The sequence below is a fragment of the Yoonia sp. genome (genome assembly GCF_046498525.1).
In the GTDB taxonomy this organism is placed as follows: domain Bacteria; phylum Pseudomonadota; class Alphaproteobacteria; order Rhodobacterales; family Rhodobacteraceae; genus Yoonia.
Window position 1 is genome coordinate 1 of the sequence record NZ_JAWOAN010000013.1, and the last position, 23,088, is coordinate 23,088.

Below are 23,088 nucleotides of genomic sequence, written 5' to 3' on the forward strand. Positions count from 1 at the left end.
GGTGTCTCACCCCGCAATTGCGCAGAATAGGCGTAATCATGCATCAGATAGTAGGCAAACAGCTTGTTGTCGCGCGCCTTGAACCAACGCAGCAACCAGACGACAATTCCAAGTGTCACGACCCAACCAATCCCCCATGCCGTCCAGACCAAGATATCGAAGACAGTACCGTCAGTCAGTCCAACCACCACCAAAGCGCGCATTAGAGAATCTTGCACCAAGCTGCCGCTCACCACCCCTGCGAGAAGGGCGAAGGCCAGTTGCGCCAACAACATCACCACCGGATAAAGTGCAGCAATCACCGGCCCTTTGCGCATCCACATCAGGCGGCGCAGTGTGCCGGTGCTGATATAGATCCATGAGGTCCGGACCAGTTGCCAGTATGTGGACGGGATTGATTGCGCCATGCTGTCACGCACGATATCGGCCCAAACCAGCACATTGATCTGGGCTATCACCGGCTGTCCGTCGATCCGGGCGCCAACCGTCCAGCAAAAGGTATCTTCAGAGGTATCTGCCGTCACCCCGATCTGGTATCCGCCGATCTTCGCCTGTGCAGCACCTTCGGTCCGGTAAAGCTCGCGGTAACGGCGCGGTGGCATCGGGTCATAACCGGGAATATGAAATACACGCCTCTTGCCGACCTGCCTTGATGGTGCCTTCATCGCCGTCCCTTGCTGATGCCTGCGTGCAGGTTAGCCGATTAATGCAAGCGCTGGAAACCGCTCAAGCAGCCAATAGCTGAATGCGGCGAACTGGCCGGTCATCATCATGAGACCAACAGTCCAGAGCAGCAGGCCAGACGTGCGTTCAATCCTTTCCATATGCCGCTTCATCCACCCCATCACCCCCTTGAGACGCGGGAAGAAAGCGGCAACCAGCAGGAACGGGATGCCAAGGCCAAGCGCGTAGACCGCAAGCAGGACAGTCCCGCGCGAGACATCCCCCTCGGACGCCGCAAGGCTGAGGATCGCACCAAGGATCGGACCAAGGCAGGGCGTCCAGCCAAAGGCAAATGCAAGACCAAGCAGATAAGCGCCGAAGGCCGATCCACCCTTGTCGCCCGCATCAACGCGCAGTTCGCGGTCAAGAAATCCAAGGCGGAACACACCCACGAAATGCGCGCCAAGGATCATGATCAGTGCGCCCGCAAAGATCACGAACCAATCCTGCACCTGCAACAGCATCCGCCCCATCGTCGAAAACGCGAGGCCAAGAAGCACGAATATCGTCGAAAGCCCCAGCACAAAAAAGACTGCAGACATGAACACCCGCTTACGCGCCTGTGTCGTTTCTTCCATCTCGCTGACGGACACACCGCCCATGTAGGCAAGGTACGGCGGCACGACCGGCAGCACGCAGGGGCTCAGAAACGACAGGATACCTGCAAGCGTCGCGACTAACATCGCCGGTATCAAGGCAGCATCAAAGATCAGGGCAGTGTCGAGCATGTGGTCTTCCTTTGCACCCTACCTATGCGAGTGCGGGCGATAGGTCACGGTCCAAGTTGTCACAACTTGGTGGACAAAATGAAATATCAGACATACTTCAACCTCATGACGTATGACGCTGATCTTGATGCCAAAGGGCTGCTTTGCCCCCTGCCCGTTCTGAAGGCGCGCAAGCGCTTGCAGGGCCTTGCATCAGGCCAGACCCTGCGGGTCCTGGCAGATGATCCTGCGGCGGTGGTCGATGTGCCGCATTTCTGCAATGAAGCCGGGCATGAATTGGTCGCGACGAAAGACACACCCGAAGGCCAGCTTTATTTCATCAAGAAAGCCTGATCGAGGATCGCATCAAAACCCGCATCACCCGCAAAGCCAAGCGATTGGGCAAGACTGGTGTCAAACAACGTCGGCCATGTGCCCACGATATCCATGATCCGCTGATCCGGTTTCATTTCGATCAGATCAACCGTGCCATCACCTGCGCGGGCACGCAATGCGCCGATCATGCTTAGCACCGGAACACATAATCCGGGGATATTCACAGCGCCAAAAGCAGGCCAATCGGCTCGGGCCACCGACGGCGCATGCCACAGTGCGCTGACAGCGGTATCAGGCGATGCCACCCAAAGCGACATTTCGGGATCGACCGGACAGATGGTCGGAACCCCGCCGAGTGGCTCGCGGATGATCGACGACGCGAAAGAGGACGCGGCGGCATTGGGCTTTCCGGGGCGCACCATGATCGTCGGCAAGCGCAAGGTCCGGGCATCCACCCAGCCGCGTCTGCGATAATCGGCCATCACCAGCTCTGCAATCGCCTTGGTCACGCCATATGTGTTCTGCGGCTGGATCTGGGTGTCTTCCGTCAACGGCTCTTGCAGGTTCCCGCCATAGACCGCCAGTGACGAGGTGCCGATAACGGGCACGCCTTGGCGCACGGATTTCGCGGCTTCGAGCACCGCATTCGTGCCGCCTACGTTGACGCGCATTGCAAGTTCGTAGTCGTCTTCGGCCTGTCCGCTGACAACGGCAGCGAGATGGTAGATCAAAGCCACATCATCAGGCATCGCGCGGCGCACGGCATGCGGATCGGCAATATCAAGTGCTGTGAAATGCGTGTCCGGAACATCAGGTACGACTGCGCCGGGTTGGTCCCAAAGATGAATCCGGGGGGCGCCAAGATGCTGCCCGTCGGGCAAGGTCACGCCATCCTTGACGATCCGTTCAGCGAGGGCTGCGCCTAAAAAGCCGCAGCCCCCGGTAATGACAACCGAGGTCATGACTATCGACCGAGCGACCACCAGCCCTTGCGCTTGGGCTTGTCCTCTGCGGGCTCAGCCTCCTCGGCAGCGGGTTCCGGCGCGGGGGCCGGTTCTGGCTGTGGCTCCGGTTGTGGAACAGGTTCCGGCGCGGGGGCCGGTTCTGACCGTGGCTCCGGCTGTGGAACAGGTTCCGGCGCGACTTCGGGGGCGGCAGGCGCTTGTGTCACAACCTCTGCTGCTGCCTCGGCTGGGGCCGCTTCGGTTTTGGGCTTGGCACGACTACGGCGCTTCGGCTTCGGTTTTTCCGCATCCTCAGCAGCAGGTGCTTCGGCCTCAGCAGCAGGTGCGCCTTCAACCGGCTCCACCTTCTTGCGGCGGGTCCGCTGCCTTGGCGCGGGTTTCTCTTCGGTCACCTCTTCAGCAGGCTTGTCCGCGACGGGTGCCGCTTCGACAGTTTCTTCTGCAACCGGCTCGGGTTTTTTGCGGCGGTTGCGGGTGCGCTTGGGTTTTTCCTCGGGCGCGGGCGCGTCCTCGGTCGCGTCGGCGGCAGATATCTGTGCCTCTTCTGGCGCAGCATCAGCCGTTGCATCACCGTTCTCGGATGGCTGGTTCTGCCCCTCACCGTTGTTGTTGCCACCCCGACGACGCCGACGACGACGGCGCTTGCGCTTGGGGCGATCCTCGGTGTCACCGTTGTCAGAACTGACTTCCGCATTGGTTTCCGAAGTGGCTTCCTCGGTTACCTCGGCATCAACGATGATGCCTGCGTCTTCATCTTCTTCATCGTCCATCATGACAGCAGAACTGACAAATGGCGCTGCTTCGGGAACCACGCGCGTCGCTGTCTTGAACTTTTCGATCGCGTAATCCGGCGACACCAGCGTCGGATCACATTCGATCCGGACCGACATGCCATAGCGCGCTTCGATATCCGCAATATGTTCGCGCTTGCCGTTCATCAGGAAGTTGGCAATCGAAATCGGCGCCTTGACCAGCACCTCTTTAGAGCGGCCACGCACGCCTTCTTCTTCCAGACTGCGCAGGATCGACAGGGCCACGTTATCATCAGAGCGCAAGAGCCCCGTACCATGGCAATGCGGACACATCTGCGTTGTCGCCTCCAGCATACCGGGACGCAAACGCTGGCGTGACATTTCCATCAGGCCAAAGCCGGAAATCCGGCCTACCTGAATACGTGCGCGGTCCGTCTTGAGCTTGTCTTTGAAACGCTTTTCGACGGCGGCGTTGTTACGGCGTTCATCCATGTCGATGAAATCGATGACGATCAGGCCGGCAAGGTCACGCAGACGCAACTGTCGGGCAACTTCATCTGCGGCTTCAAGGTTGGTCTTGGTGGCCGTCTGCTCGATCGATCCTTCTTTGGTCGCACGACCGGAGTTCACGTCGATCGCGACCAGCGCCTCGGTGATGCCGATCACGATGTAACCACCCGACGGAAGTTGGACGGTCGGATTGAACATCCCGTTCAGATAGCCTTCGACCTGATAGCGGGCAAAAAGCGGCAATTGTTCGCTGTAATATTTCACGTTCTTGGCGTGGGACGGCATGATCATCTTCATGAAGTCCTTGGCGGTGCGGTAGCCCGCCTCGCCTGCCACGATCACTTCGTCGATCTCTTTGGAATACAGATCACGGATAGAGCGCTTGATCAGATCACCTTCTTCGTAAATCTTGGCCGGTGCCGTCGATTTCAAAGTTAACTCGCGGATCTGTTCCCACATCCGTTGCAGGTATTCATAATCGCGCTTAATCTCGGCCTTCGTGCGCTGCGATCCAGCGGTGCGAATGATCAGACCCGCACCTTCAGGCACGGTCATGGAATTCGCAATTTCCTTCAGCTTCTTGCGGTCGGCAGCGTTCGTGATCTTGCGGCTGATACCACCGCCACGGGCGGTGTTCGGCATCAGAACGCAATAGCGACCGGCCAGCGACAGGTATGTGGTCAGGGCAGCGCCCTTGTTGCCGCGCTCTTCTTTCACGACCTGAATCAACAGGATCTGACGTACCTTGATGACTTCTTGAATCTTGTATCGCTTGGTGCGCGGCTTGCGCACCGGACGGACCTCATCGGTGTCGTCTTCTTCGGCGACGCTTTCGATGGTTTCATCCTTCGACGTTGGGTCGGCCATAGGCTGATCATCGTCATCGTCATCGTCGTCATCGTCTTCGCCAGCGGCAGGCGTTTCGACCGGCGTTTCGCCAACCAGCTCCATGGGCGAACTGCCCTCTTCGCTCTCGCCAAGATCAATGGTTTCCATACCCGCAATATCGTCAGAGGTTTGTTCCTCGGGCGTTTCCAATTCTGCCGTGGCAATTGCATCGCCAGTTTCGACGTCGGCAGCTTTCGTGCGGCTACGGCGGCGGCGGGTGGGTTTAGGCTTTTCTTCCTCGGCCTCGGCTTCGGCCTTCAGGCTTTCGGCATAGGCTTTTTCCTCGGCCAGCAGCGCTTCGCGGTCTGCGACAGGGATCTGGTAATAGTCAGGATGGATTTCCGAAAAGGCCAGGAACCCGTGACGGTTGCCGCCATAGTCCACAAATGCGGCCTGTAGCGATGGCTCAACCCGTGTGACCTTGGCTAGGTAGATGTTACCAGCAAGCTGGCGCTTGAACTGGCTCTCAAAATCAAATTCCTCGACTTTGTTTCCGTCGACCACAACAACGCGGGTTTCTTCCGCGTGTGTGGCATCGATTAGCATTTTCTTTGGCATATTGTCCGTTCGCACATAACCCCGGTGGTGCCCCTGGGGGCGCTGTTGACCGTGTTACATGTCTGATTAAGGCGATCTGCGCGCGGGCTGTTCCAGCGCCCCTCGGGGCGGCTGCATCGTGCCTCATGTTATGCGCGCTTTGCATCGCGTTTCTTCTCCGACCCCAGCGTGCTGGGGCCCGTTCATGGCCCGGTCGGCGGTGTCGCGCGATCCGTGGCGTTCTTCTGACCCCTGGGGATCAAATCAGCTGTCTTGTCTTGATTTATGATCAAAAACAAAAACAGAGAATCTCTATCGAATGTCACCGCGCAACTGCCGCGCGAGCATCCGTATTTAATACATAAGGGACGAAAGGCACCTTGCACAAGTGGTTGCGTGCAAACTCCGTCATTCGGGTGCGACCTGGCGCGATTGACGTCATAGATAATCGGACCGTTGCAACCCGTATTTCGCCATCTTCTCGTTCAGCGTGCGGCGTGGCAGGCAGAGTTCTTCCATCACCGACACGATAGACCCTTTATGACGCCGCATGGTGTTGTCGATCAGCATCCGCTCGAAGGCTTCGACGAATTCCTTGAGCGGCTTGCCCTCGGTGGTCATCGCAGGCTTCAGTTCTTCCGTGTCGGCCATCAACAGCGACGCGATGGAGCCTGTGCCGCGGCGGTTCTGCAGCACGGCACGTTCGGACACGTTGATCAGTTGCCGCACGTTTCCGGGCCATGGCGCCTGCAGTAATTGGGCGGCCTCTTGCGCACTGACCTCGGGTGCATCGCAACCATATTCTTCGGCAAACTGTTCGCCCAGACGGGTAAACAGCGTTAGGATATCTTCGCCACGCTGGCGCAGCGGCGGCACGGTGATCCGCAGCGCGGCAAGGCGATAGAACAGGTCGGGCCGCAGCACGCTTTCGCAGGTCTGGTCCTGTTCTTGCAGATTGCAGATGGCCACGATGCGTGTTTCGGCAGGTGTGCCTTGGTTGTTTATCGCCGTCAGCAACCGCGCCTGCAGGGTATGGCTCAATGCTTCGATGTCTTCCAGCACCAGAGTCCCCCCCCGCGCCTCTTCCATCGCGGGGATCGGTTCATCATCATGGGCAGGACCAAAGATGGTGCGACAGAGTGTTTCCTCGTCATAGGCCGAACAGCTGAGCAGAACGAATTTCTTGCGCGCCCGCGCACCGACGGCATGCAGCGCATGGGCAACCAGTGTCTTGCCTGTTCCTGTCTCGCCTTCGACTAGCACATGCCCGTCCGCCTGTCCCAGATCGAGGATATCCTCTTTCAGGCGCTCCATCGGCGGCGATTGGCCGATCAGTTTCTTGATCAACGCAGTGCCGTCCGACAATTCCTTGCGCAGCGCACGGTTATCAAGGGTCAAGCGGCGTGCCGTCGTCGCCTTTTTGGCCAGTTCGGTCATCCGATCGGGGTTGAACGGCTTTTCCAGAAAATCAAACGCACCCACCCGCATGGCCTCGACCGCCATCGGCACATCACCATGCCCGGTGATCATAATCACCGGCAGAGAACTATCGACACCCTTGAGTTTTTTGAGAAACTGCATCCCGTCCATACCCGGCATCTTGATGTCACTGACGACAATGCCGGGATAGTCGTTACCCAATCCCTTGAGCGCATCCTCGGCAGAAGCAAAGGTTTCGGTATCGAAACCGGACAGCGCCAACCACTGTGAAATCGACTGACGCATATCTTTCTCGTCGTCGACGATCGCGATCTTCATGGCTTTACTCATGACTTTTTTCCTTACTCTGCCGCGGCGACATCCTGCCTCATCGTCGGCAGTTGCACCTCGAATATAGCCCCGCCATCAACCGCGTTCCGCGCGGTCAGGCGCCCACCTAAATCGTTTACGATGCCAGAAGAGATAGCAAGCCCAAGTCCCACACCATCACCGGGTTGTTTGGTCGTGTAGAACGGCTCGAACAACTCATCGAGATTTTCGATCCCTTCACCGTTGTCGCGGATCTGGATGCTGACGATGTCGCCCGCCACCAAAAGGATTTCAATCGTCGGATTGGCCGCCGTTTTCGTGGCGTCCAGTGCATTGCGCAAAAGGTTGACGATCACCTGCTCCAACCGCAGCCTGTCGCCCATGATCATCACCGGCTCATTCGGCAATGTGCGGATGATATTCACCGCGCGGGTTTTAAGTTGCGGTTCCATCAATGCAAGCGCGGTCGACACCGCAGCCCTTGTATCTACAGGCTCAAACGCCTCTGACCCCTTGCGCGCATAGGACTTCAACTGGCGGGTAATCGCGCCCATCCGTTCCAGCAGGTCATCTATGCGCTGGAAGGACGACAGCGCCTCTTCGGGGCGGTCACGTTGCAATAACAGGCGCGCGCCGGCAAGGTAGGTTTTCATCGCTGCCAGCGGTTGGTTCAACTCGTGGCTCACGGCGGCCGACATTTCACCAAGTGCCGCAAGTTTCGACGATTGCGCGATGGTCTGTTCGGCCACCTCAAGGGTTTTTTCGACCTTCTCGCGTTCGGCGATTTCCCGCTGCAAACGGCGGTTCAATGCGCGAAGCTCTGCTGACTCGCGCTGGAAGAAGACCAGCCGCGACGCGGTGCGCCGCGAGGCAGACCAGAACAGGAAGGCCAGCAGGATCGCGAATCCCATCACCTCGAGCGCCAGAATACCGTTCACCCGCTCGCGCACGGAGGCATAGGTCGTATAGCTGACCATCCGCCACCCTTGATGGGGCACGCGCATTTCGCGGCGCAAGACAGCCTCGCCGCGCAGGTAGGCATCCGCCGGTAACGCTGCCCAGCCTTGGGTCGCCCGTATTGCGCGCTCGATTGCGGAAGGTGCTGATTGACGGGCCAGCGCCTCTTGTTCGTCCAAACCGCGCCAGCGCGGTTCGGTCGCCATAATGATCGTGCCTTCGCTGTCCATCACCAGAACTGCGTCAGACACGCCTGCCCAACCGGTTTCAAGCCGTTGGCCGTCCACCTCGACCATGATGACACCAAGAAGTGCGCCACCAACCTCGATCCGGCGGGAATAGATGTATGCGTAGGCCCCTTCACTATTGTGAAAGGTGGTATACACGGTTTGGTTGTTACGCAGGGCATCAACGAAATATGGGGTGTTGCGATGATCAACACCGATTTCGGTGCGATCGGTGGCGGCCACAGCGCGCCCGTCACGGTCCAGCAAGGTCAGAGAGGCGGCGCCGATTTCGTCGACAAAAGACAAAAGCCGTGCGGTCGATTCCGAATAATTACTGTCTTCCAATGCGCTGATCAGGGCGGGATCGCGTGCCAGCAGTTGCGGCACGACGGAATTGCGCTGCAACTCGTTCATCAGATTGGTGACATAAAGCGCCAACCGGACCTCAGAGCGTTTGCTGATCGTTTCTGTAAAGCGCTGGGTCAGCAGTTGGTTGGATACATAAATGACAATGACCGCAAGCAGGCTGATAACAAGAACCGAAAGGCGCAGATACCATCTGCCCCTACTCTTGCCACCGGAAAATTTACGCAGTTTCATCATGCGGGCAGTCTATGGCGACACCCGCACTGCAGCAAGCGACCAGATCAGGCCTGCGCCAGTTGTCCGACAAGCCCACGAAACAGCGCCTGCCCGTCTGTCCCGCCATGGCCCGCATCAACAGCACGCTCAGGATGCGGCATCATGCCAAGGACCCGGCGGTTTTCAGACAGAACACCGGCGATATCGGCGACCGAACCGTTGGGATTTTCGACATAGGTGAAAGCAATCCGGTCCTCGGACTTCAAAGCTGCCAGCGTTTCATCGTCAACGGTGTAGTTTCCATCATGATGCGCAATCGGATAGCCTACAATATCATTTGCACTGTACCCTTCCGTAAAGGCTGATACAGATGTTTCCACTTTTAAATCAACGGTTTTGCAGATGAACTTGAGGTTCGCATTGCGCATCAGTGCCCCGGGCAAAAGTCCGGTCTCGGTCAGAACCTGAAAGCCGTTGCACACCCCAAGCACGTAGCCACCGCGCTCGGCATGGGCCACTACAGCCTTGCAAATCGGGGATTTGGCGGCAATCGCGCCACAACGCAGGTAATCGCCAAAGGAAAAGCCACCCGGAATGGCGACCAGGTCAACCTGCTCGGGTAAGCTGGCATCCTTGTGCCAAACCATGCTGACGTCCGCACCCGCAGCCCTTAGAGCAACGGCCATGTCACGATCGCAGTTCGATCCGGGGAATACAATGACAGCGGCACGCATCAGAGAACCTCGACCCGATAGCTTTCGATCACTGTATTCGCGAGAAGTTTCTCGCACATCTCGTTGATCGTGGCCTCGGATGTGCCATCAGCGAGATCAAGTTCAATGACCTTGCCCTGACGCACCCCCTCGACCCCCTCAAATCCAAGGCTTCCAAGCGCATGGCGCACTGCCTCGCCTTGCGGGTCCAGAACACCGCTTTTCAACATCACATGTACACGCGCTTTCATGGTCATGTTCTCGGTCTCGCTATGTTCGTCATATTCAATTGATCAACGTGGGCTTGCTCGGTGTATGGGTCACATTCGACGGCATTACGCCAAGACGTTTGGCCACTTCGGTGTAGGCATCCGTCAAATTCCCCAGATCGCGTCGAAAAACGTCCTTGTCAAGCTTCCGGCCCGTTTCGATATCCCATAAGCGACAACTGTCGGGGCTGATCTCATCAGCAAGGATGAGGCGCTGGAAATCGTTATCCCAGACGCGACCGAACTCGATCTTGAAGTCGACCAGCTTGATGCCGACGCCATACATCACACCCGACATCCAGTCGTTCACGCGCAGTGCAAGGCTTACGATATCGTCCATTTCCTGCTGCGTGGCCCAACCGAAGGCGATGATATATTCCTCGGGCACCAAAGGATCGCCCAGGCTATCATTCTTGTAAGAAAACTCGACAATCGGGCGCGGCAATGCCGTGCCCTCTTCCATGCCCATGCGCTTGGCCATCGTCCCGGCTGCAAAGTTGCGCACGATCACTTCAAGCGGGATAATCTCGGCCTGACGGATCAGTTGCTCGCGCATGTTCAGGCGCTTGATGAAATGCGTGGGAATTCCAAGCTGGCCAAGACCGGTCATGAAGAATTCTGACAGGCGGTTGTTCAACACGCCCTTGCCCTCGATGACCTCTTTTTTCTCGGCATTGAACGCGGTGGCATCATCCTTGAAATACTGCACGAACGTACCCGGCTCGGGGCCTTCATAAAGTATCTTTGCCTTGCCTTCATAAATCTTTTTACGGCGTGCCATGCTGACCCCTTGCCCCAGTCGTCCGGCCCGCAATAGGCCGCGTTATGAGCGCGTCATAGTGCAAGCACCCCTTGCGGGCAAGCACCCGGCAAGGCATATCATACACAACAGTTGTTCCAATCAAGAGGCCAGACCCATGAGCACCTTTGACGATCGCGAAAACGCGTTTGAAAACAAATTCGCCCACGACGCCGAAATGCAGTTCAGGGCGGATGCACGTCGCAACAAATTGCTGGGACTTTGGGCAGCAGAGCTTTTGGGTAAAACTGGCACCGACGCAGACGATTACGCCAAGGAAGTCGTCAAATCGGACTTCGAAGAAGCTGGCCATGAAGACGTTTATCGCAAGGTATCGGGCGATCTTGGCAACAGGGCCGACGAAACCACGATCCGCACCAAGATGGCCGAGCTGATGGCCGAGGCCAAAGCGCAGATCATGAACGAAATCTGAACGTTGCGTCGCGTAGACGAAGCGATCATGCCGAAAGCCGCGCCCCGGTAAGGCAAGGTCTTATGGTTTTGTGCATAATCAACATGCAAGTTTTGCATTTGCACATCCGCGCACGGCATGAGAGCGCAGACTTAATCCGATGATAGACAGGAACTTCCCATGACCAATGCTCTCTCGACCCTGCTGCAGACACGCGACTGGTTGATGGCGGACGGGGCGACCGGAACCAACCTTTTCAACATGGGGCTGATGTCGGGTGATGCGCCTGAAATGTGGAACGTGGATGAAACCGCAAAGATCACGGCGCTCTACAAGGGTGCCGCTGACGCGGGCAGCGATATCTTTCTGACCAACAGTTTTGGCGCAAATGCCTCGCGGCTCAAGCTGCATGGCGCCGAGGGGCGCGTGATGGAACTGAACAAGGCCGCAGCGGAATTGGGGCGCGAGGTTGCAGATACCGCGGGGCGGACGATCGTAGTCGCAGGCTCCGTCGGTCCGACCGGCGAGATCATGGCACCCATGGGCAGCCTCACCCACGAGATCGCGGTCGAGATATTCCATGAACAGGCCGAAGGCCTCAAGGCTGGCGGTGCCGATGTGCTTTGGGTCGAAACCATCAGTGCCCCCGAGGAATTCGCCGCTGCCGCCGAGGCGTTCGCGCTGGCCGACATGCCATGGTGCGGCACCATGAGTTTCGATACCGCCGGTCGCACGATGATGGGGCTGACGTCTGCGGATATGGTCAAGAAAGTCGGCAAGCTCGCACACCAGCCACTGGCCTTCGGGGCAAACTGCGGTGTGGGCGCATCTGACTTGTTACGCACGGTTCTTGGCTTTGCGGCGGCTGGTCCAACGCTGCCACTGATTGCCAAAGGCAACGCCGGTATTCCGAAATACCACGACGGCCATATCCACTATGATGGAACGCCGGCCCTGATGGCCGATTACGCCGTGCTTGCCCGCGATTGCGGTGCCACGATCATCGGGGGCTGTTGCGGCACGACACCAGAGCATCTGCGCGCAATGCGTGAAGCACTGGAAACCCGCCCGAAAGGCACATTGCCAACGCTGGATAAGATCACGGCAGCACTCGGCGATTTCTCTTCTGTCTCTGACGGCACCGATGGTGCCGGGCCCGAAGCATCACCGCGCAGGGGGCGGCGGCGGCGTTCCTGAGGCTACGGTAGAGGGGGCGCTGCCCCCGCCACCTTTGGCGGCCCCCCGAGGTATTTTTGAACATAAGAAATTGTGTTCAGTTCTTCTTAACCAAGATCAGCCACAATCGTGCCACGGTACAGGCTGAGGAGCCGATGACCGTAACGTGAGAAGCCCCGCCCGGTCGCATGATCGGTGCGGGGTCATTCCTGGCTATGACTTCTCATGTTCACAAAATACCTCCGCCGGAGGCTCCGACAGGCAAAGCGCACACGCACGTCAGAACAAAGAAAGCTGATCGCCCGGTTGTGGTGGACGGGCAAACAAATCCGTGCGCAAGGGCGGCAGCGACCTGTCCAGACCCAGTTTTCGCGTCGCCAGTTTGAACCGCTGTTTCATCATGGCTGCCCATTCACCCTGCCCCACCATGCGTGTGCCAAAATCTGGGTCGTAGTCCTTGCCGCCGTGCAGATCGCGCACCCGCCCCATCACGCGCGCGGCCCTGTCGGGGTAGTTTTCGGCCAGCCATTCCCGAAACAATCCCGCCACTTCGCGCGGCAGCCTGAGCATGATGGATGAGGCGGCGACCGCGCCGGCACTCCTTGCCGCCTTCAAAATCGCTTCCAGTTCGTGGTCGGTCAGAGCCGGAATGACCGGCGACACCATGACACGCACCGGAATGCCCGCCTGTGTCAGACGGTCAATGGTCCGCAGGCGGGCCGCGGGCAACGGGACACGCGGTTCCATTGTGCGCGAGGTTTTCACATCAAGCGTCGTGATCGAGATGCCGACCCGCAAAAGCCCGTCTGCGGCCATCGGGGCCAGAATATCCAAATCCCGTTCAATCAAGGTACCCTTGGTCACAATGCCCACAGGGTGGTTGAAATCGCGCAGCACCTGCATCACCTCGCGCATGATTTCACGCTTCTTTTCAATGGGCTGGTAGGGGTCTGTGTTGGTGCCGATTGCGATCATCTTGGGCACGTAACGCACATCCGACAGCTCTTTGCGCAATTGTGCGGCAGCATTCGGACGCGCGATCAGCTTTGTTTCAAAATCAAGACCCGGGGACAGCCCCAAGAACGCGTGGCTTGGTCGGGCAAAACAGTAGATGCACCCGTGCTCGCACCCCCTGTAAGGGTTGATGGAACGGTCAAACGACAGGTCAGGCGAGGTATTACGCGAGATCACAGAGCGCGCGATCTCATCGGTGACCTCGGTGCGCAGCACAGGCACGTCTTCATCCGGTGCCCATCCGTCATCGACCGCCTCTGCATGCAGGGTGTCAAACCGGACATCAGGGTTCGACCCTGCAGCACGCCCGAGCGTCCGGTGTGATTTCTGGGGTGGCAAATCATCCATAATCATTATTAGAACATTTCACGAACACAAACAATGACGCGTCGGTCACGTTCGTGCGAATGTCGGAAACCAGCAGGTAGATTTATGCAATAAGGCGCACTACTGTTTTACAAACTAATGCAAAGGCTTGGCTATGTCCGACGAAGAAAATGACATCATCCTGTCCGAATTGAACGACGAAGACCTCGTCGCACAGATGTTCGATGACCTTTATGATGGCATGAAGGAAGAGATCGAAGAAGGCGTGAACATCCTTCTGGAACGCGGCTGGCCGCCTTACCGCATCCTGACCGAGGCTCTGGTTGGTGGTATGACCATCGTGGGCCACGATTTCCGCGATGGTATCCTATTCGTGCCAGAGGTTCTGCTGGCCGCCAATGCCATGAAGGGCGGGATGTTCATTCTCAAGCCGCTACTGGTCCAAACAGGCGCACCGCGCGTTGGCAAGATGGTGATCGGAACGGTCAAGGGCGATATCCATGACATCGGCAAGAACCTTGTCTCGATGATGATGGAAGGTGCGGGCTTTGAAGTGGTCGATCTGGGCATCAACAACGCGGTAGAGGCTTATCTGGAGGCGCTGGAAACAGAGCAGCCCGATATTCTTGGCATGTCCGCCCTTCTGACCACGACGATGCCATACATGAAGGTCGTCATCGATACGATGATCGAGAAAGGCCTGCGCGACGACTATGTGGTGCTTGTCGGCGGTGCCCCCTTGAACGAAGAGTTCGGCAAAGCCATCGGCGCGGATGCCTACTGCCGCGATGCCGCAGTTGCGGTTGAAACGGCCAAGACATTCATGGCCCGCAAGCACAATCAGGGTGCGGCTGCCGTCTGATCTTACAAAATTGGCATGGCATCCTTATCTGAAAGGTTCAGGAGGACGACATGCCGATTAACCGATTGGTCTTTATTATCGCGATTGTGATCGCTCTTGCGGCGGCGACGATCGCTGTTGTACTGGCCCTGTTCGGGTCCGTGAAACCCGCGCCGATGGCGGGCCTTGCCATCCTGTCCGTGATCGCCCTTTGTGCGTCATTCGCGTGGCGGTGGTACAGCGACAGACAGCGCGACAAAACGGCAGGAAAATAATGACAACCGACGCGACTCTCACCACCGAAGGTATTGCTCCAAGAGGTGAGGGCCGTGTTCTGTTGATCGCCTGCGGTGCGCTGGCCCGTGAAATTCTAGCGATAAGAGCGTTCAATGGCCTGACGCACCTTGATCTGCAATGCCTGCCCGCCATCCTGCACAACCATCCCGAACGGATTGTTCCAGCGATCCGCGAGGCCGTGGCCAAGTACCGGGACGCCTATGAGCAGATTTTCGTGGTCTATGCAGATTGCGGCACGGGTGGCCAACTGCAAGCGGCCTGTGATGACATGGGGATCGAAATGATCGCCGGGCCGCATTGTTATTCCTTCTTTGAAGGCAATGACACATTTGCTGCGCGCGACGAGATGACGGCCTTTTACCTTACCGATTTTCTGGTCCGGCAATTCGATGCCTTTGTCTGGGAACCGCTGGGTCTGAACCGTCACCCTGACCTGCGCGATATGTACTTCGGGAACTATGAAAAGCTGGTCTATCAGGCGCAAACCGATGATGCCGCGCTGACTGAAAAAGCGAAAAACTGTGCAGACAGGCTTGGCTTGGCGTTCGAGCGCAGGTTTACCGGGTATGGTGACCTGACACCGGCGCTCAGAGGCCTCTAGACCGCCGCTGCCGCCGTCTCGCGGATACGCTCGACCATGGCCCGCAATCCGTTCGAGCGTTGTGCCGACAGGTGGTCATTCAGCCCAAGACGCCCCAGTTCGGCGGCGGCGTCGATCTTGCTGATCTCAGTGACAGGCTGCTTATTATAGAGCGCAACCAACACAGCGATCAGCCCACGCACGATCATCGCGTCGCTTTCGCCGCGAAAGGTGAACACATCATCTTCGATCTTTGGGACCAGCCAGACCTGACTGGCACAGCCATCCACCTTGGTCGCAGGCACCCGCAGCGCATCTTCAAGCGGGTCCATCGCCTTTCCCATGTCGATCACATGACGATAGCGGTCTTCCCAATCGTCAAGGAATTCAAAGGTGTCTACCAGTTCTTCAAACTCAGGATTAGCCATTTGCTGCCCTTTATTTTTCTGCCTTGACTGGATGTAGGGTCCCTACCCCGCAACGTCCAGATCAAAGCGCGACTGTGACAACCTTTTGGCCCTTCACCGCCAGACCGACGCGTCCTTCGCAAAGCTGAAGCGCATCATTGCCGAAAACCTCGCGGCGCCAGCCCTTCAACGCGGCAACATCACGCTCGCCAGCCGCCAGCGCATCCAGATCAGCGGAACTGGCGATCAGCTTTGGTGCGACCTCGGCATCATCAGTCCTTGCCTTGAGCAGCACGCGCAGCATGTCCGCCAATGCCGGGTTCACCTGCATTTTGGCGCGCGCGTTATCGACGCTTGGCATGTCTTCCGGCTTTACCGCCATGCCAACCTTGACCGCATCCAGAATACCTGCCGCAATGTCACCTTTGCGCGCCTCGCGCAGCAACAGGCGCGACCGGTTCAGGTCATTCTCTGATTGCGGCTTGGTCGAGGCCAGTTCAACCAGCGCATCGTCCTTGTACACCCGATTGCGCGGCACATCGCGCTCTTGCGCATATGTCTCACGGAACCGCGCCAATTCGCGCACGATGGCCAGAAACTTGCCCGACTGGGTACGTGTCTTCACGCGTTTCCACGCATTATCGGGGTCGGCCTGATAAGTGGCCGGGTCCTCCAGCACATCCATTTCTTCGGCCACCCATTTGCTGCGGCCAGACTTGGCCAGCCGCGCAGACAGATATTCATAGATGTCGCGCAGATGCGTGACATCCGCCAAAGCATATGTTGCCTGCGCGTCAGTCAAAGGACGGCGCGACCAATCAGTGAAGCGGGATGATTTATCCAGATCGGATTTAGTGATCTTGCGCACCAGCGTTTCATAGCCCACCTGTTCGCCAAATCCGCAGACCATTGCGGCGACTTGCGTATCGAACAACGGCTCGGGGATGACGCCTGCATCGACATAGAAAATTTCGAGGTCCTGACGGGCGGCATGAAACACCTTCACAACGCCGTGGTCGCGGAACAGATCGTAAAGCGGTTCCATCGACAGCCCTTCGACAAGCGGATCGACAAGCGCGGCATCTGCGCCGCTTTCATCCTGATAGGCCAGCTGTACCAGACAGAGTTTTGAATAATATGTCCGTTCCCGCAGGAACTCCGTGTCGACGGTCACATAAGCGCGTTTTGCGGCTTCTCGGCAGAATGCGGCCAAGTCTTCGGTCGTTGTGATTTTCTTCATATCTTTCCGTCAGTGCAAAAAGTCTTTTCAAACAGTGCCGCACTGATAGGCGATTGCGCAGCCGATGAAAAGCGCAGGCTCAACGGTCCAGCATAACCGGAGTCCGGTCGCCAGCGGCAAAGCGGCGCAAGACAGCCGGATAAAGCGCGTGTTCCAGCGGCAAAAGCCGCGCGGCAAGCGTGTCGGGCGTGTCATCTGCCCGCACTTTCATCCGTGCCTGCCCGAGGATCGGACCATCGTCCAAGGCGGCGGTTACTTCATGGACGGTGCATCCATGTGCGGTATCGCCGGCCTCGAGCGCGCGGGTGTGGGTGTGAAGCCCTTTGTATTTCGGCAGCAAGGAAGGATGGATATTCAGCATCCGCCCTTCCCATTTCGCCGTGAACTCTGGTGTCAGGATACGCATGAAACCCGCCAGACAGATGATATCCGGCTGCGCCGTTTCCAGCGTCTGCTGCAATGCCGCCTCAAAGCCAGCACGATCCTTGCCGTAGGGTTTGTGATCAATCGCGCAGGTCGGAATATTCAGTGCACGCGCCTTGGCCAGACCGGCCGCAAGCGGGTCGTTCGACAGCACCAGGACAGGCCGCGCCGGATGATCGCCGCACATGGATTGCGCAAGGGCAACCATGTTCGACCCGCCCCCAGAAATCAGAATCGCAACCCGTTTGGTCACAAAAGCGCGCCGCTGTAGCTGACGCCATCGCCATCGCCTGCGGTGACGGTGCCCAGTTGATGCACGGTTTCGCCTGCGTCGGTCAAAACTGCGGTCAAAGCATCGGCCTGATCTGCATCCACCGCCAATACCATGCCGATCCCTGCGTTGAATGTCTTGAGCAATTCGGCCTCTGCCATGCCGCCGGTTTCGGCCAGCCAGCGGAACACAGGCGGCAAGTCCCACGCCCCCAGATCAATCTGCGCGCCCAAACCATCAGGCAGTACACGCGGCAGGTTTTCCGTCAGACCACCCCCCGTGATATGGGCCAGCGCATGTACGCCGCCCGCCCGCACAGCAGACAGCGCCTGCCGGACGTAAAGCCGTGTCGGAGCAAGCAGGGCCGCCCCCAAAGGACCGTCGGCAAAAGGCGCGGCGTCGTCCCAGCCAAGTCCCGACAGATCGACGATGCGGCGCACCAGCGAATAGCCGTTGGAATGCACCCCGTCCGATGCCAGTCCCAGCAGAAGATCGCCCTCTTGCACGCCTGCGGGCAATGCCGCGCCACGCTCCATCGCGCCAACGGCGAAACCTGCAAGATCAAAGTCACCTGCGTGATACATCCCCGGCATTTCCGCCGTTTCGCCACCGATCAACGCGCAGCCAGAGGCCTCGCACCCAGCGGCGATACCTTCGATGATCCGCGTCGCTTGGTCCAGATCCAGCTTGCCAGTCGCGAAGTAATCAAGGAAAAACAAAGGCTCAGCACCCTGACACACCAGATCGTTCACGCACATCGCCACCAGATCGATCCCGATAGTATCGACGCAGCCCGTATCAATCGCGATCCGCAGCTTGGTTCCGACACCGTCAGTGGCAGCCACCAGCACGGGGTCCGTATACCCTGCCCCTTTTAGATCGAAAAGCGCACCAAAGCCGCCCAAGCCCGCCATCACACCCGGACGCGCAGTGCGCTTGGCTGCTGGTTTGATCCGTTCGACCAGCGTATTGCCCGCATCGATATCGACCCCTGCATCAGCATAGGTCAGGCCGGTTTTATTGGTCATAGGGCAGCTCCTGTGGCGTTTGGCGTTCGTTACCGCATCATCTGGTCAAATGGAACAGGAATTGGTGCCGGATTTCATTCCTGTCTTGACGCACCGCACCGGTCTGGTAGTGCAAACATTGCAAGGGGGCCTGTAGCTCAACTGGTTAGAGCAGAGCGCTCATAACGCTTTGGTTGCGGGTTCAAGTCCTGCCGGGCCTACCATATTTTTCAGTGACTTAGCTGAAACCCCCCAAATCGGAAAAAGGTTCATTGAACCTGTTTCTTTGCTTTGTGCCCAAATCAGACTGACCTCAACGGGTCTTCAGGTTCATGCTGACAAGAGGCTTTGCCAATTATTGACACGTTGCCACGATTCCCTATCCACATCGATTCTGATGCTCAGCTCGCCCGCACGAAGTCTCCGACGGCTTGATCGTCAGGGTGCGGAAATCCCGATACGCGCCACTACACTCAAAAAGGGCTCACTTCGTCTGGCGAAGGGTAAAAACGATTTCCCGCCAATTCGCGCGACAACAAAGGCGCTAAATTTGCTGTTGGCATATCGCCGGAGATTGCGCAAAATACATGCATCAACTTGCGCCTTCCCCGGTCGGGGGACTTTTATTGGCTCAGGCTGTTGTCTGTAGCCGCGAAATTGCGCACATATATCTTCATGCGCAGCGCTTGAGGGTGTCAACCGCAACGTGTGTGCAAACAGATGAAATCAAGTCAAGAACTCATCCAACAGGAGAACAATATGCCGATATTCACAAAGGGTCACAGTTTCACGCGCGCGCGACAAATGCTTTCCGTTTCTGCCGTCGCACTCGTCATGACCTCGGTGTCAGCCAGCGCCGAAACACTGCGTTGGGCGCGCGTCGCCGATGCGCTGACGCTTGACCCACATTCACAAAACGAAGGTCCGACCTCGACCTTGCTGCACCATGTCTATGAAACGCTTGTCGGCCGTGCGACCGACGGATCGCTGACACCAAGTCTGGCGACCGACTGGCGCATCAGCGAAGAAGACCCGACCGTTTGGATCTTTACGCTTCGCGAGGGCGTGACATTCCACGACGGGTCCGAATTCAACGCCGAAGACGTTGTGTTCTCTCTTGACCGCGTGCGTGCCGAAAGCTCTGGTTTCAAGGCGCTGCATGGCGCCGTTGAGAGCGTGTCGATGGTCGATGAATATACCGTTCATGTCAAAATGACTGGCCCGTCACCGCTCTATGTGCAGAACCTGACCAACACGTTCATCATGGACAAGGGCTGGTCCGAGGCAAACGACGTCGTCGAGCCGCAGAACTTTGCCGCGGGTGAAGAAAACTTTGCAGTACGTAACACCAACGGCACCGGTCCCTATACCGTGGTGTCGCGTGACCCCGAAGTGCGTACCGTGATGGCCGCATTTGAAGGCCACTGGGACGAAGCCCCGGCCGTGACCGAAATCGTCTATACCCCGATCGCAGAGGCCGCGACCCGCGTTGCCGCGTTGCTGTCCGGGGAAGTGGACGTGGTACAGGATGTACCGGTGCAGGATATCGCACGTCTGGAACAGACCGAAGGCATCAAGATCACGACAGGTCCGGAAAACCGCAACATCTTTTTCGCCTATGACATGGTCTCCGATACACTGCGTTCATCCGACGCGGCAGACAACCCGTTCAAAAAGCCTGAAATCCGCGAAGCGATGGCCCTTGTTCTGGACCGCGATGCAATCCAGCAGGTCGTTATGCGTGGTCAGTCACAGCCATCAGCGGCCCCTTTGCCGCCTTTCGTAAACGGCTGGACCGAAGAGATGCACGCTTACAGTGCACCCGATGTGGAACGCGCTGCCGCTCTTGTTGTTGAAGCGGGTTATCCTGACGGGTTCTCGGTTGACCTGAACTGCCCGAATGACCGTTATCTGAACGACGAAGCAATTTGTCAGGCGATGGTCGGTATGCTTGCGCGTGCAAATATCGATGCAAACCTCGTGTCGCAAACACGCAGCCTGCACTTTCCGCTGATCGAAAACTGGGAAACTGATTTCTATCTGCTGGGTTGGGGCGTTCCGACCTTCGACAGTGCATATATCTTCAACTTCCTCGTGCACACCCGTGAAGACAGCTATGGCAGCTTCAACGGTTCGCGTTACTCCAACCCCGAGGTCGACGCGAAAATCGAAGCTTTGGCGACGATGACCGATCTGGAGGCACGCGATGCCACCATCGCAGAAATCTGGGACCAGGTAATGGAAGACCGCGTTTTCCTTAACGTGCACAACCAGATGCTGGCCTACGCGATGCGTGACGACATCAACCTTGATGTGCATCCTGAAAACCAGCCGAAAATGACGACCGTTACTTTCAGTGACTAATCGTTCTTGAACCTTTTGCCTGCGTGGTGCATCGCCACGCGGGCAATTCGGCCTCTCTTAACGGGCCTGACCTATTCGCGCCGCAACGAAAGGGCACATTGATCATGCTGGCCTATGTCATCCGCCGTATCCTGCAATCAGTTCTGGTGATGCTTGTCGTGGCTTTGGTTTCTTTTGCCCTGTTTCGTTTTGTCGGTGATCCGATCAATTCGATGGTCGGGCAGGAAACCTCGATCGCGGATCGCGAACTGCTGCGCGACCAACTTGGCCTCAATGACCCGTTCCTGACGCAGTTTGCCACATTTGTCGGCCGCGCTGTGCAGGGTGATTTCGGGATTTCGTATCGCCTGCAACAGCCCGTGATGGAACTGATCCTGTCGCGCCTGCCTGCCACTCTGGAACTAGCGCTGGTATCGGGGATATTGGCGTTTGTCTTTGGTGTGGGTTTTGGCGTCTATACCGCGCTGCGGCGCAATGGCTGGGTGTCGAATACGATCATGACGGTGTCTTTGATCGGTGTGTCACTGCCCACTTTTCTGATCGGTGTCCTGCTGATCTGGGTTTTCGCGGTCGAACTGCAATGGCTGCCCAGTTTCGGACGCGGCGAAACTGTTGAAATCGGCGGCTGGACCACCGGTTTCCTGACGCCAACGGGGCGTGCGTCGCTGATCCTGCCCGCGATCACGCTGGGGCTTTACCAGATGACGTTGATCATGCGGCTTGTGCGCGCCGAGATGCTCGAGGTGCTGCGCACCGACTATATCAAATTCGCCCGTGCCCGCGGGTTAAGCAATCGCGCCGTCAACTTCGGTCATGCACTCAAGAATACGATGGTCCCCGTGATCACGATCACCGGCCTGCAACTTGGGTCGATCATCGCCTTTGCGATCATTACAGAAACCGTCTTCCAGTGGCCCGGCGTGGGCGCTTTGTTCATCAACTCGGTCCGGTTTGTCGATGTGCCTGTGATGGCGGCCTATCTGATGATGATCGCGCTGGTTTTCGTGATCATCAATCTGATCGTCGATCTGCTTTATTATGCGGTTGATCCGCGGCTGCGCGTCGATCGCGCGGCGACACGTCATTGAGGATTTGCTGACATGAACCGCCTTGCCCGCATGTGGGACAGTGATATCGCTTGGTCTTTCCGGAATTCACCGGTCGCGATTGTCGCCGCATTCATTGCGTTGATCATCGTATTGGGTGCCGTGTTGGCACCTTGGATCGCGCCTCATGATCCGTTCAATTCCGCATCGTTGAACCTTATGGACGGCTTCACCCCACCGGGCGAACCGAACCAGTTCACCGGCAATACCTACTTGATGGGAACCGACAATCAGGGCCGCGATATTTTCTCGACTATTCTTTACGGTGCGCGGATTTCGTTGTTCGTGGGCTTTTCTGCAGTTGTGTTCGCACTGGTGCTGGGCATCGGGCTGGGCCTGCTGGCCGGTTGGCGCGGTGGCTGGGTGGACAGTCTGATCATGCGGATTGCGGATGTGCAATTGTCGTTTCCGTCGATCCTGATTGCGCTGCTGATCTTTGGCGTAGCGCGCGGTTTCATCCCGCCGTCGATGCGCGAGGAAGTGGCCATCTGGGTACTGATCGTGTCCATCGGCCTGTCCGACTGGGTGCAATACGCCCGTGTCGTGCGCGGTGCCGCCATGGTCGAAAAATCCAAGGAATACGTCCAGGCCGCCCGCGTGATCGGTGTGCATCCTGCCCGGATCGTGTTGCGGCATATTCTGCCCAACGTCATGGGGCCGGTGCTGGTGATTGCGACCATTGGTCTGGCGCTGTCCATCATCGCCGAAGCCACGCTGTCGTTTCTGGGTGTCGGTGTGCCGCCGACCCAGCCCAGCCTTGGGACGCTGATCCGGATAGGCCAACAATATCTGTTCTCGGGTGAGTGGTGGATTCTGCTGTTCCCGTCCATTGCACTTCTGCTGCTGGCTTTGTCGGTTAACCTGTTGGGTGACTGGCTGCGCGACGCACTGAACCCCCGGCTAAGGTGA

Annotated in this window: 22 protein-coding genes, 1 tRNA gene and 1 pseudogene; 10 read left to right on the forward strand and 14 right to left on the reverse strand. The window is 57.8% G+C overall.

Features of this window, described 5'->3' with window-relative positions; all coding sequences use genetic code 11:
* Both R6T97_RS00700 and R6T97_RS00705 read right to left on the reverse strand, forming a co-directional pair.
* Nucleotides 1-665: pseudogene (locus tag R6T97_RS00700) on the reverse strand (hypothetical protein); the annotation flags it as partial.
* Nucleotides 666-695: 30 nt separating this feature from the next.
* On the reverse strand, nt 696-1,451 hold the full coding sequence (locus tag R6T97_RS00705) for a cytochrome c biogenesis CcdA family protein (RefSeq protein ID WP_410347390.1): 756 nt from the start codon (nt 1,449-1,451) through the stop codon (nt 696-698).
* A gap of 105 nt (nt 1,452-1,556) precedes the next feature.
* Here R6T97_RS00705 and R6T97_RS00710 point away from each other — a divergent pair, with 105 nt between their 5' ends.
* Nucleotides 1,557-1,784, forward strand: a complete 228-nt coding sequence (locus tag R6T97_RS00710) for a sulfurtransferase TusA family protein (RefSeq protein ID WP_410347438.1) — start codon at nt 1,557-1,559, stop codon at nt 1,782-1,784.
* Here R6T97_RS00710 and denD read toward each other — a convergent pair.
* From denD to purC, 7 genes are all read right to left on the reverse strand, one after another.
* On the reverse strand, nt 1,763-2,728 hold the full coding sequence (gene denD, locus R6T97_RS00715; RefSeq protein WP_410347391.1) for a D-erythronate dehydrogenase: 966 nt from the start codon (nt 2,726-2,728) through the stop codon (nt 1,763-1,765). The two genes, R6T97_RS00710 and denD, sit on opposite strands and share 22 nt — an antisense overlap.
* 2 nt (nt 2,729-2,730) lie before the next feature.
* Nucleotides 2,731-5,439 (reverse strand): Rne/Rng family ribonuclease, encoded by a 2,709-nt coding sequence (locus R6T97_RS00720; protein WP_410347392.1) that lies wholly within the window; start codon nt 5,437-5,439, stop codon nt 2,731-2,733.
* A gap of 417 nt (nt 5,440-5,856) precedes the next feature.
* Entirely contained in the window at nt 5,857-7,188 is a 1,332-nt protein-coding gene (locus R6T97_RS00725) for a sigma-54-dependent transcriptional regulator (protein WP_410347393.1), read from the reverse strand.
* An 11-nt stretch (nt 7,189-7,199) separates the two neighbouring features.
* Entirely contained in the window at nt 7,200-8,954 is a 1,755-nt protein-coding gene (locus R6T97_RS00730) for an ATP-binding protein (protein WP_410347394.1), read from the reverse strand.
* A 44-nt stretch (nt 8,955-8,998) separates the two neighbouring features.
* Nucleotides 8,999-9,667 carry a phosphoribosylformylglycinamidine synthase subunit PurQ gene (gene purQ / locus R6T97_RS00735; protein ID WP_410347395.1) on the reverse strand — a complete coding sequence of 223 codons (669 nt, stop codon included), beginning with the start codon at nt 9,665-9,667 and terminating at the stop codon, nt 8,999-9,001.
* Nucleotides 9,667-9,897 (reverse strand): phosphoribosylformylglycinamidine synthase subunit PurS, encoded by a 231-nt coding sequence (gene purS, locus R6T97_RS00740; RefSeq protein ID WP_410347396.1) that lies wholly within the window; start codon nt 9,895-9,897, stop codon nt 9,667-9,669. The genes purQ and purS overlap by 1 nt, the downstream gene beginning before the upstream one ends.
* 34 nt (nt 9,898-9,931) lie before the next feature.
* A complete protein-coding gene (purC, locus tag R6T97_RS00745; RefSeq protein ID WP_410347397.1) occupies nt 9,932-10,696 on the reverse strand; it encodes a phosphoribosylaminoimidazolesuccinocarboxamide synthase in 765 nt (254 codons plus the stop codon).
* A 136-nt stretch (nt 10,697-10,832) separates the two neighbouring features.
* Between purC and R6T97_RS00750 the strand changes: the two genes are divergently transcribed.
* Nucleotides 10,833-11,147: a DUF1476 domain-containing protein gene (locus R6T97_RS00750; RefSeq protein WP_410347398.1), complete on the forward strand. Its 315-nt coding sequence runs from the start codon at nt 10,833-10,835 to the stop codon at nt 11,145-11,147.
* A 159-nt stretch (nt 11,148-11,306) separates the two neighbouring features.
* Nucleotides 11,307-12,323 (forward strand): betaine--homocysteine S-methyltransferase, encoded by a 1,017-nt coding sequence (gene bmt, locus R6T97_RS00755; protein ID WP_410347399.1) that lies wholly within the window; start codon nt 11,307-11,309, stop codon nt 12,321-12,323.
* A 258-nt stretch (nt 12,324-12,581) separates the two neighbouring features.
* Here the strand turns inward: bmt and R6T97_RS00760 are convergent, their stop codons facing one another.
* A complete protein-coding gene (locus R6T97_RS00760; RefSeq protein WP_410347400.1) occupies nt 12,582-13,670 on the reverse strand; it encodes a PA0069 family radical SAM protein in 1,089 nt (362 codons plus the stop codon).
* Nucleotides 13,671-13,797: 127 nt separating this feature from the next.
* On the opposite strand from R6T97_RS00760, the gene R6T97_RS00765 reads away from it, so the two are divergent.
* From R6T97_RS00765 to R6T97_RS00775, 3 genes are read left to right on the forward strand one after another with little or no spacing between them, the layout of a single operon-like run.
* Entirely contained in the window at nt 13,798-14,505 is a 708-nt protein-coding gene (locus R6T97_RS00765) for a corrinoid protein (RefSeq protein WP_410347401.1), read from the forward strand.
* Between the two features lie 50 nt (nt 14,506-14,555).
* Nucleotides 14,556-14,759, forward strand: a complete 204-nt coding sequence (locus R6T97_RS00770; RefSeq protein ID WP_410347402.1) for a hypothetical protein — start codon at nt 14,556-14,558, stop codon at nt 14,757-14,759.
* Nucleotides 14,759-15,382 (forward strand): DUF1638 domain-containing protein, encoded by a 624-nt coding sequence (locus R6T97_RS00775; protein ID WP_410347403.1) that lies wholly within the window; start codon nt 14,759-14,761, stop codon nt 15,380-15,382. Before R6T97_RS00770 ends, R6T97_RS00775 begins: the two co-directional genes overlap by 1 nt.
* Here R6T97_RS00775 and R6T97_RS00780 read toward each other — a convergent pair.
* The 4 genes from R6T97_RS00780 to purM form a co-directional block, all read right to left on the reverse strand.
* A complete protein-coding gene (locus R6T97_RS00780; protein ID WP_410347404.1) occupies nt 15,379-15,789 on the reverse strand; it encodes a SufE family protein in 411 nt (136 codons plus the stop codon). The genes R6T97_RS00775 and R6T97_RS00780 overlap by 4 nt on opposite strands.
* A 61-nt stretch (nt 15,790-15,850) precedes the next feature.
* Nucleotides 15,851-17,008, reverse strand: coding sequence for a ribonuclease D (gene rnd, locus R6T97_RS00785; protein ID WP_410347405.1), 1,158 nt, complete (start codon nt 17,006-17,008; stop codon nt 15,851-15,853).
* 79 nt (nt 17,009-17,087) lie between these two features.
* Nucleotides 17,088-17,684 (reverse strand): phosphoribosylglycinamide formyltransferase, encoded by a 597-nt coding sequence (purN, locus tag R6T97_RS00790; protein ID WP_410347406.1) that lies wholly within the window; start codon nt 17,682-17,684, stop codon nt 17,088-17,090.
* Nucleotides 17,681-18,730: a phosphoribosylformylglycinamidine cyclo-ligase gene (purM, locus tag R6T97_RS00795; RefSeq protein ID WP_410347407.1), complete on the reverse strand. Its 1,050-nt coding sequence runs from the start codon at nt 18,728-18,730 to the stop codon at nt 17,681-17,683. Before purM ends, purN begins: the two co-directional genes overlap by 4 nt.
* A gap of 126 nt (nt 18,731-18,856) precedes the next feature.
* On the opposite strand from purM, the gene R6T97_RS00800 reads away from it, so the two are divergent.
* The 4 genes from R6T97_RS00800 (at nt 18,857) to R6T97_RS00815 (ending at nt 23,088) form a co-directional block, all read left to right on the forward strand.
* Nucleotides 18,857-18,933, forward strand: a tRNA-Ile gene (locus R6T97_RS00800).
* 535 nt (nt 18,934-19,468) lie between these two features.
* Nucleotides 19,469-21,073: an ABC transporter substrate-binding protein gene (locus tag R6T97_RS00805; protein ID WP_410347408.1), complete on the forward strand. Its 1,605-nt coding sequence runs from the start codon at nt 19,469-19,471 to the stop codon at nt 21,071-21,073.
* 104 nt (nt 21,074-21,177) lie between these two features.
* On the forward strand, nt 21,178-22,161 hold the full coding sequence (locus R6T97_RS00810; RefSeq protein WP_410347409.1) for an ABC transporter permease: 984 nt from the start codon (nt 21,178-21,180) through the stop codon (nt 22,159-22,161).
* A gap of 12 nt (nt 22,162-22,173) precedes the next feature.
* Nucleotides 22,174-23,088, forward strand: coding sequence for an ABC transporter permease (locus R6T97_RS00815; protein ID WP_410347410.1), 915 nt, complete (start codon nt 22,174-22,176; stop codon nt 23,086-23,088).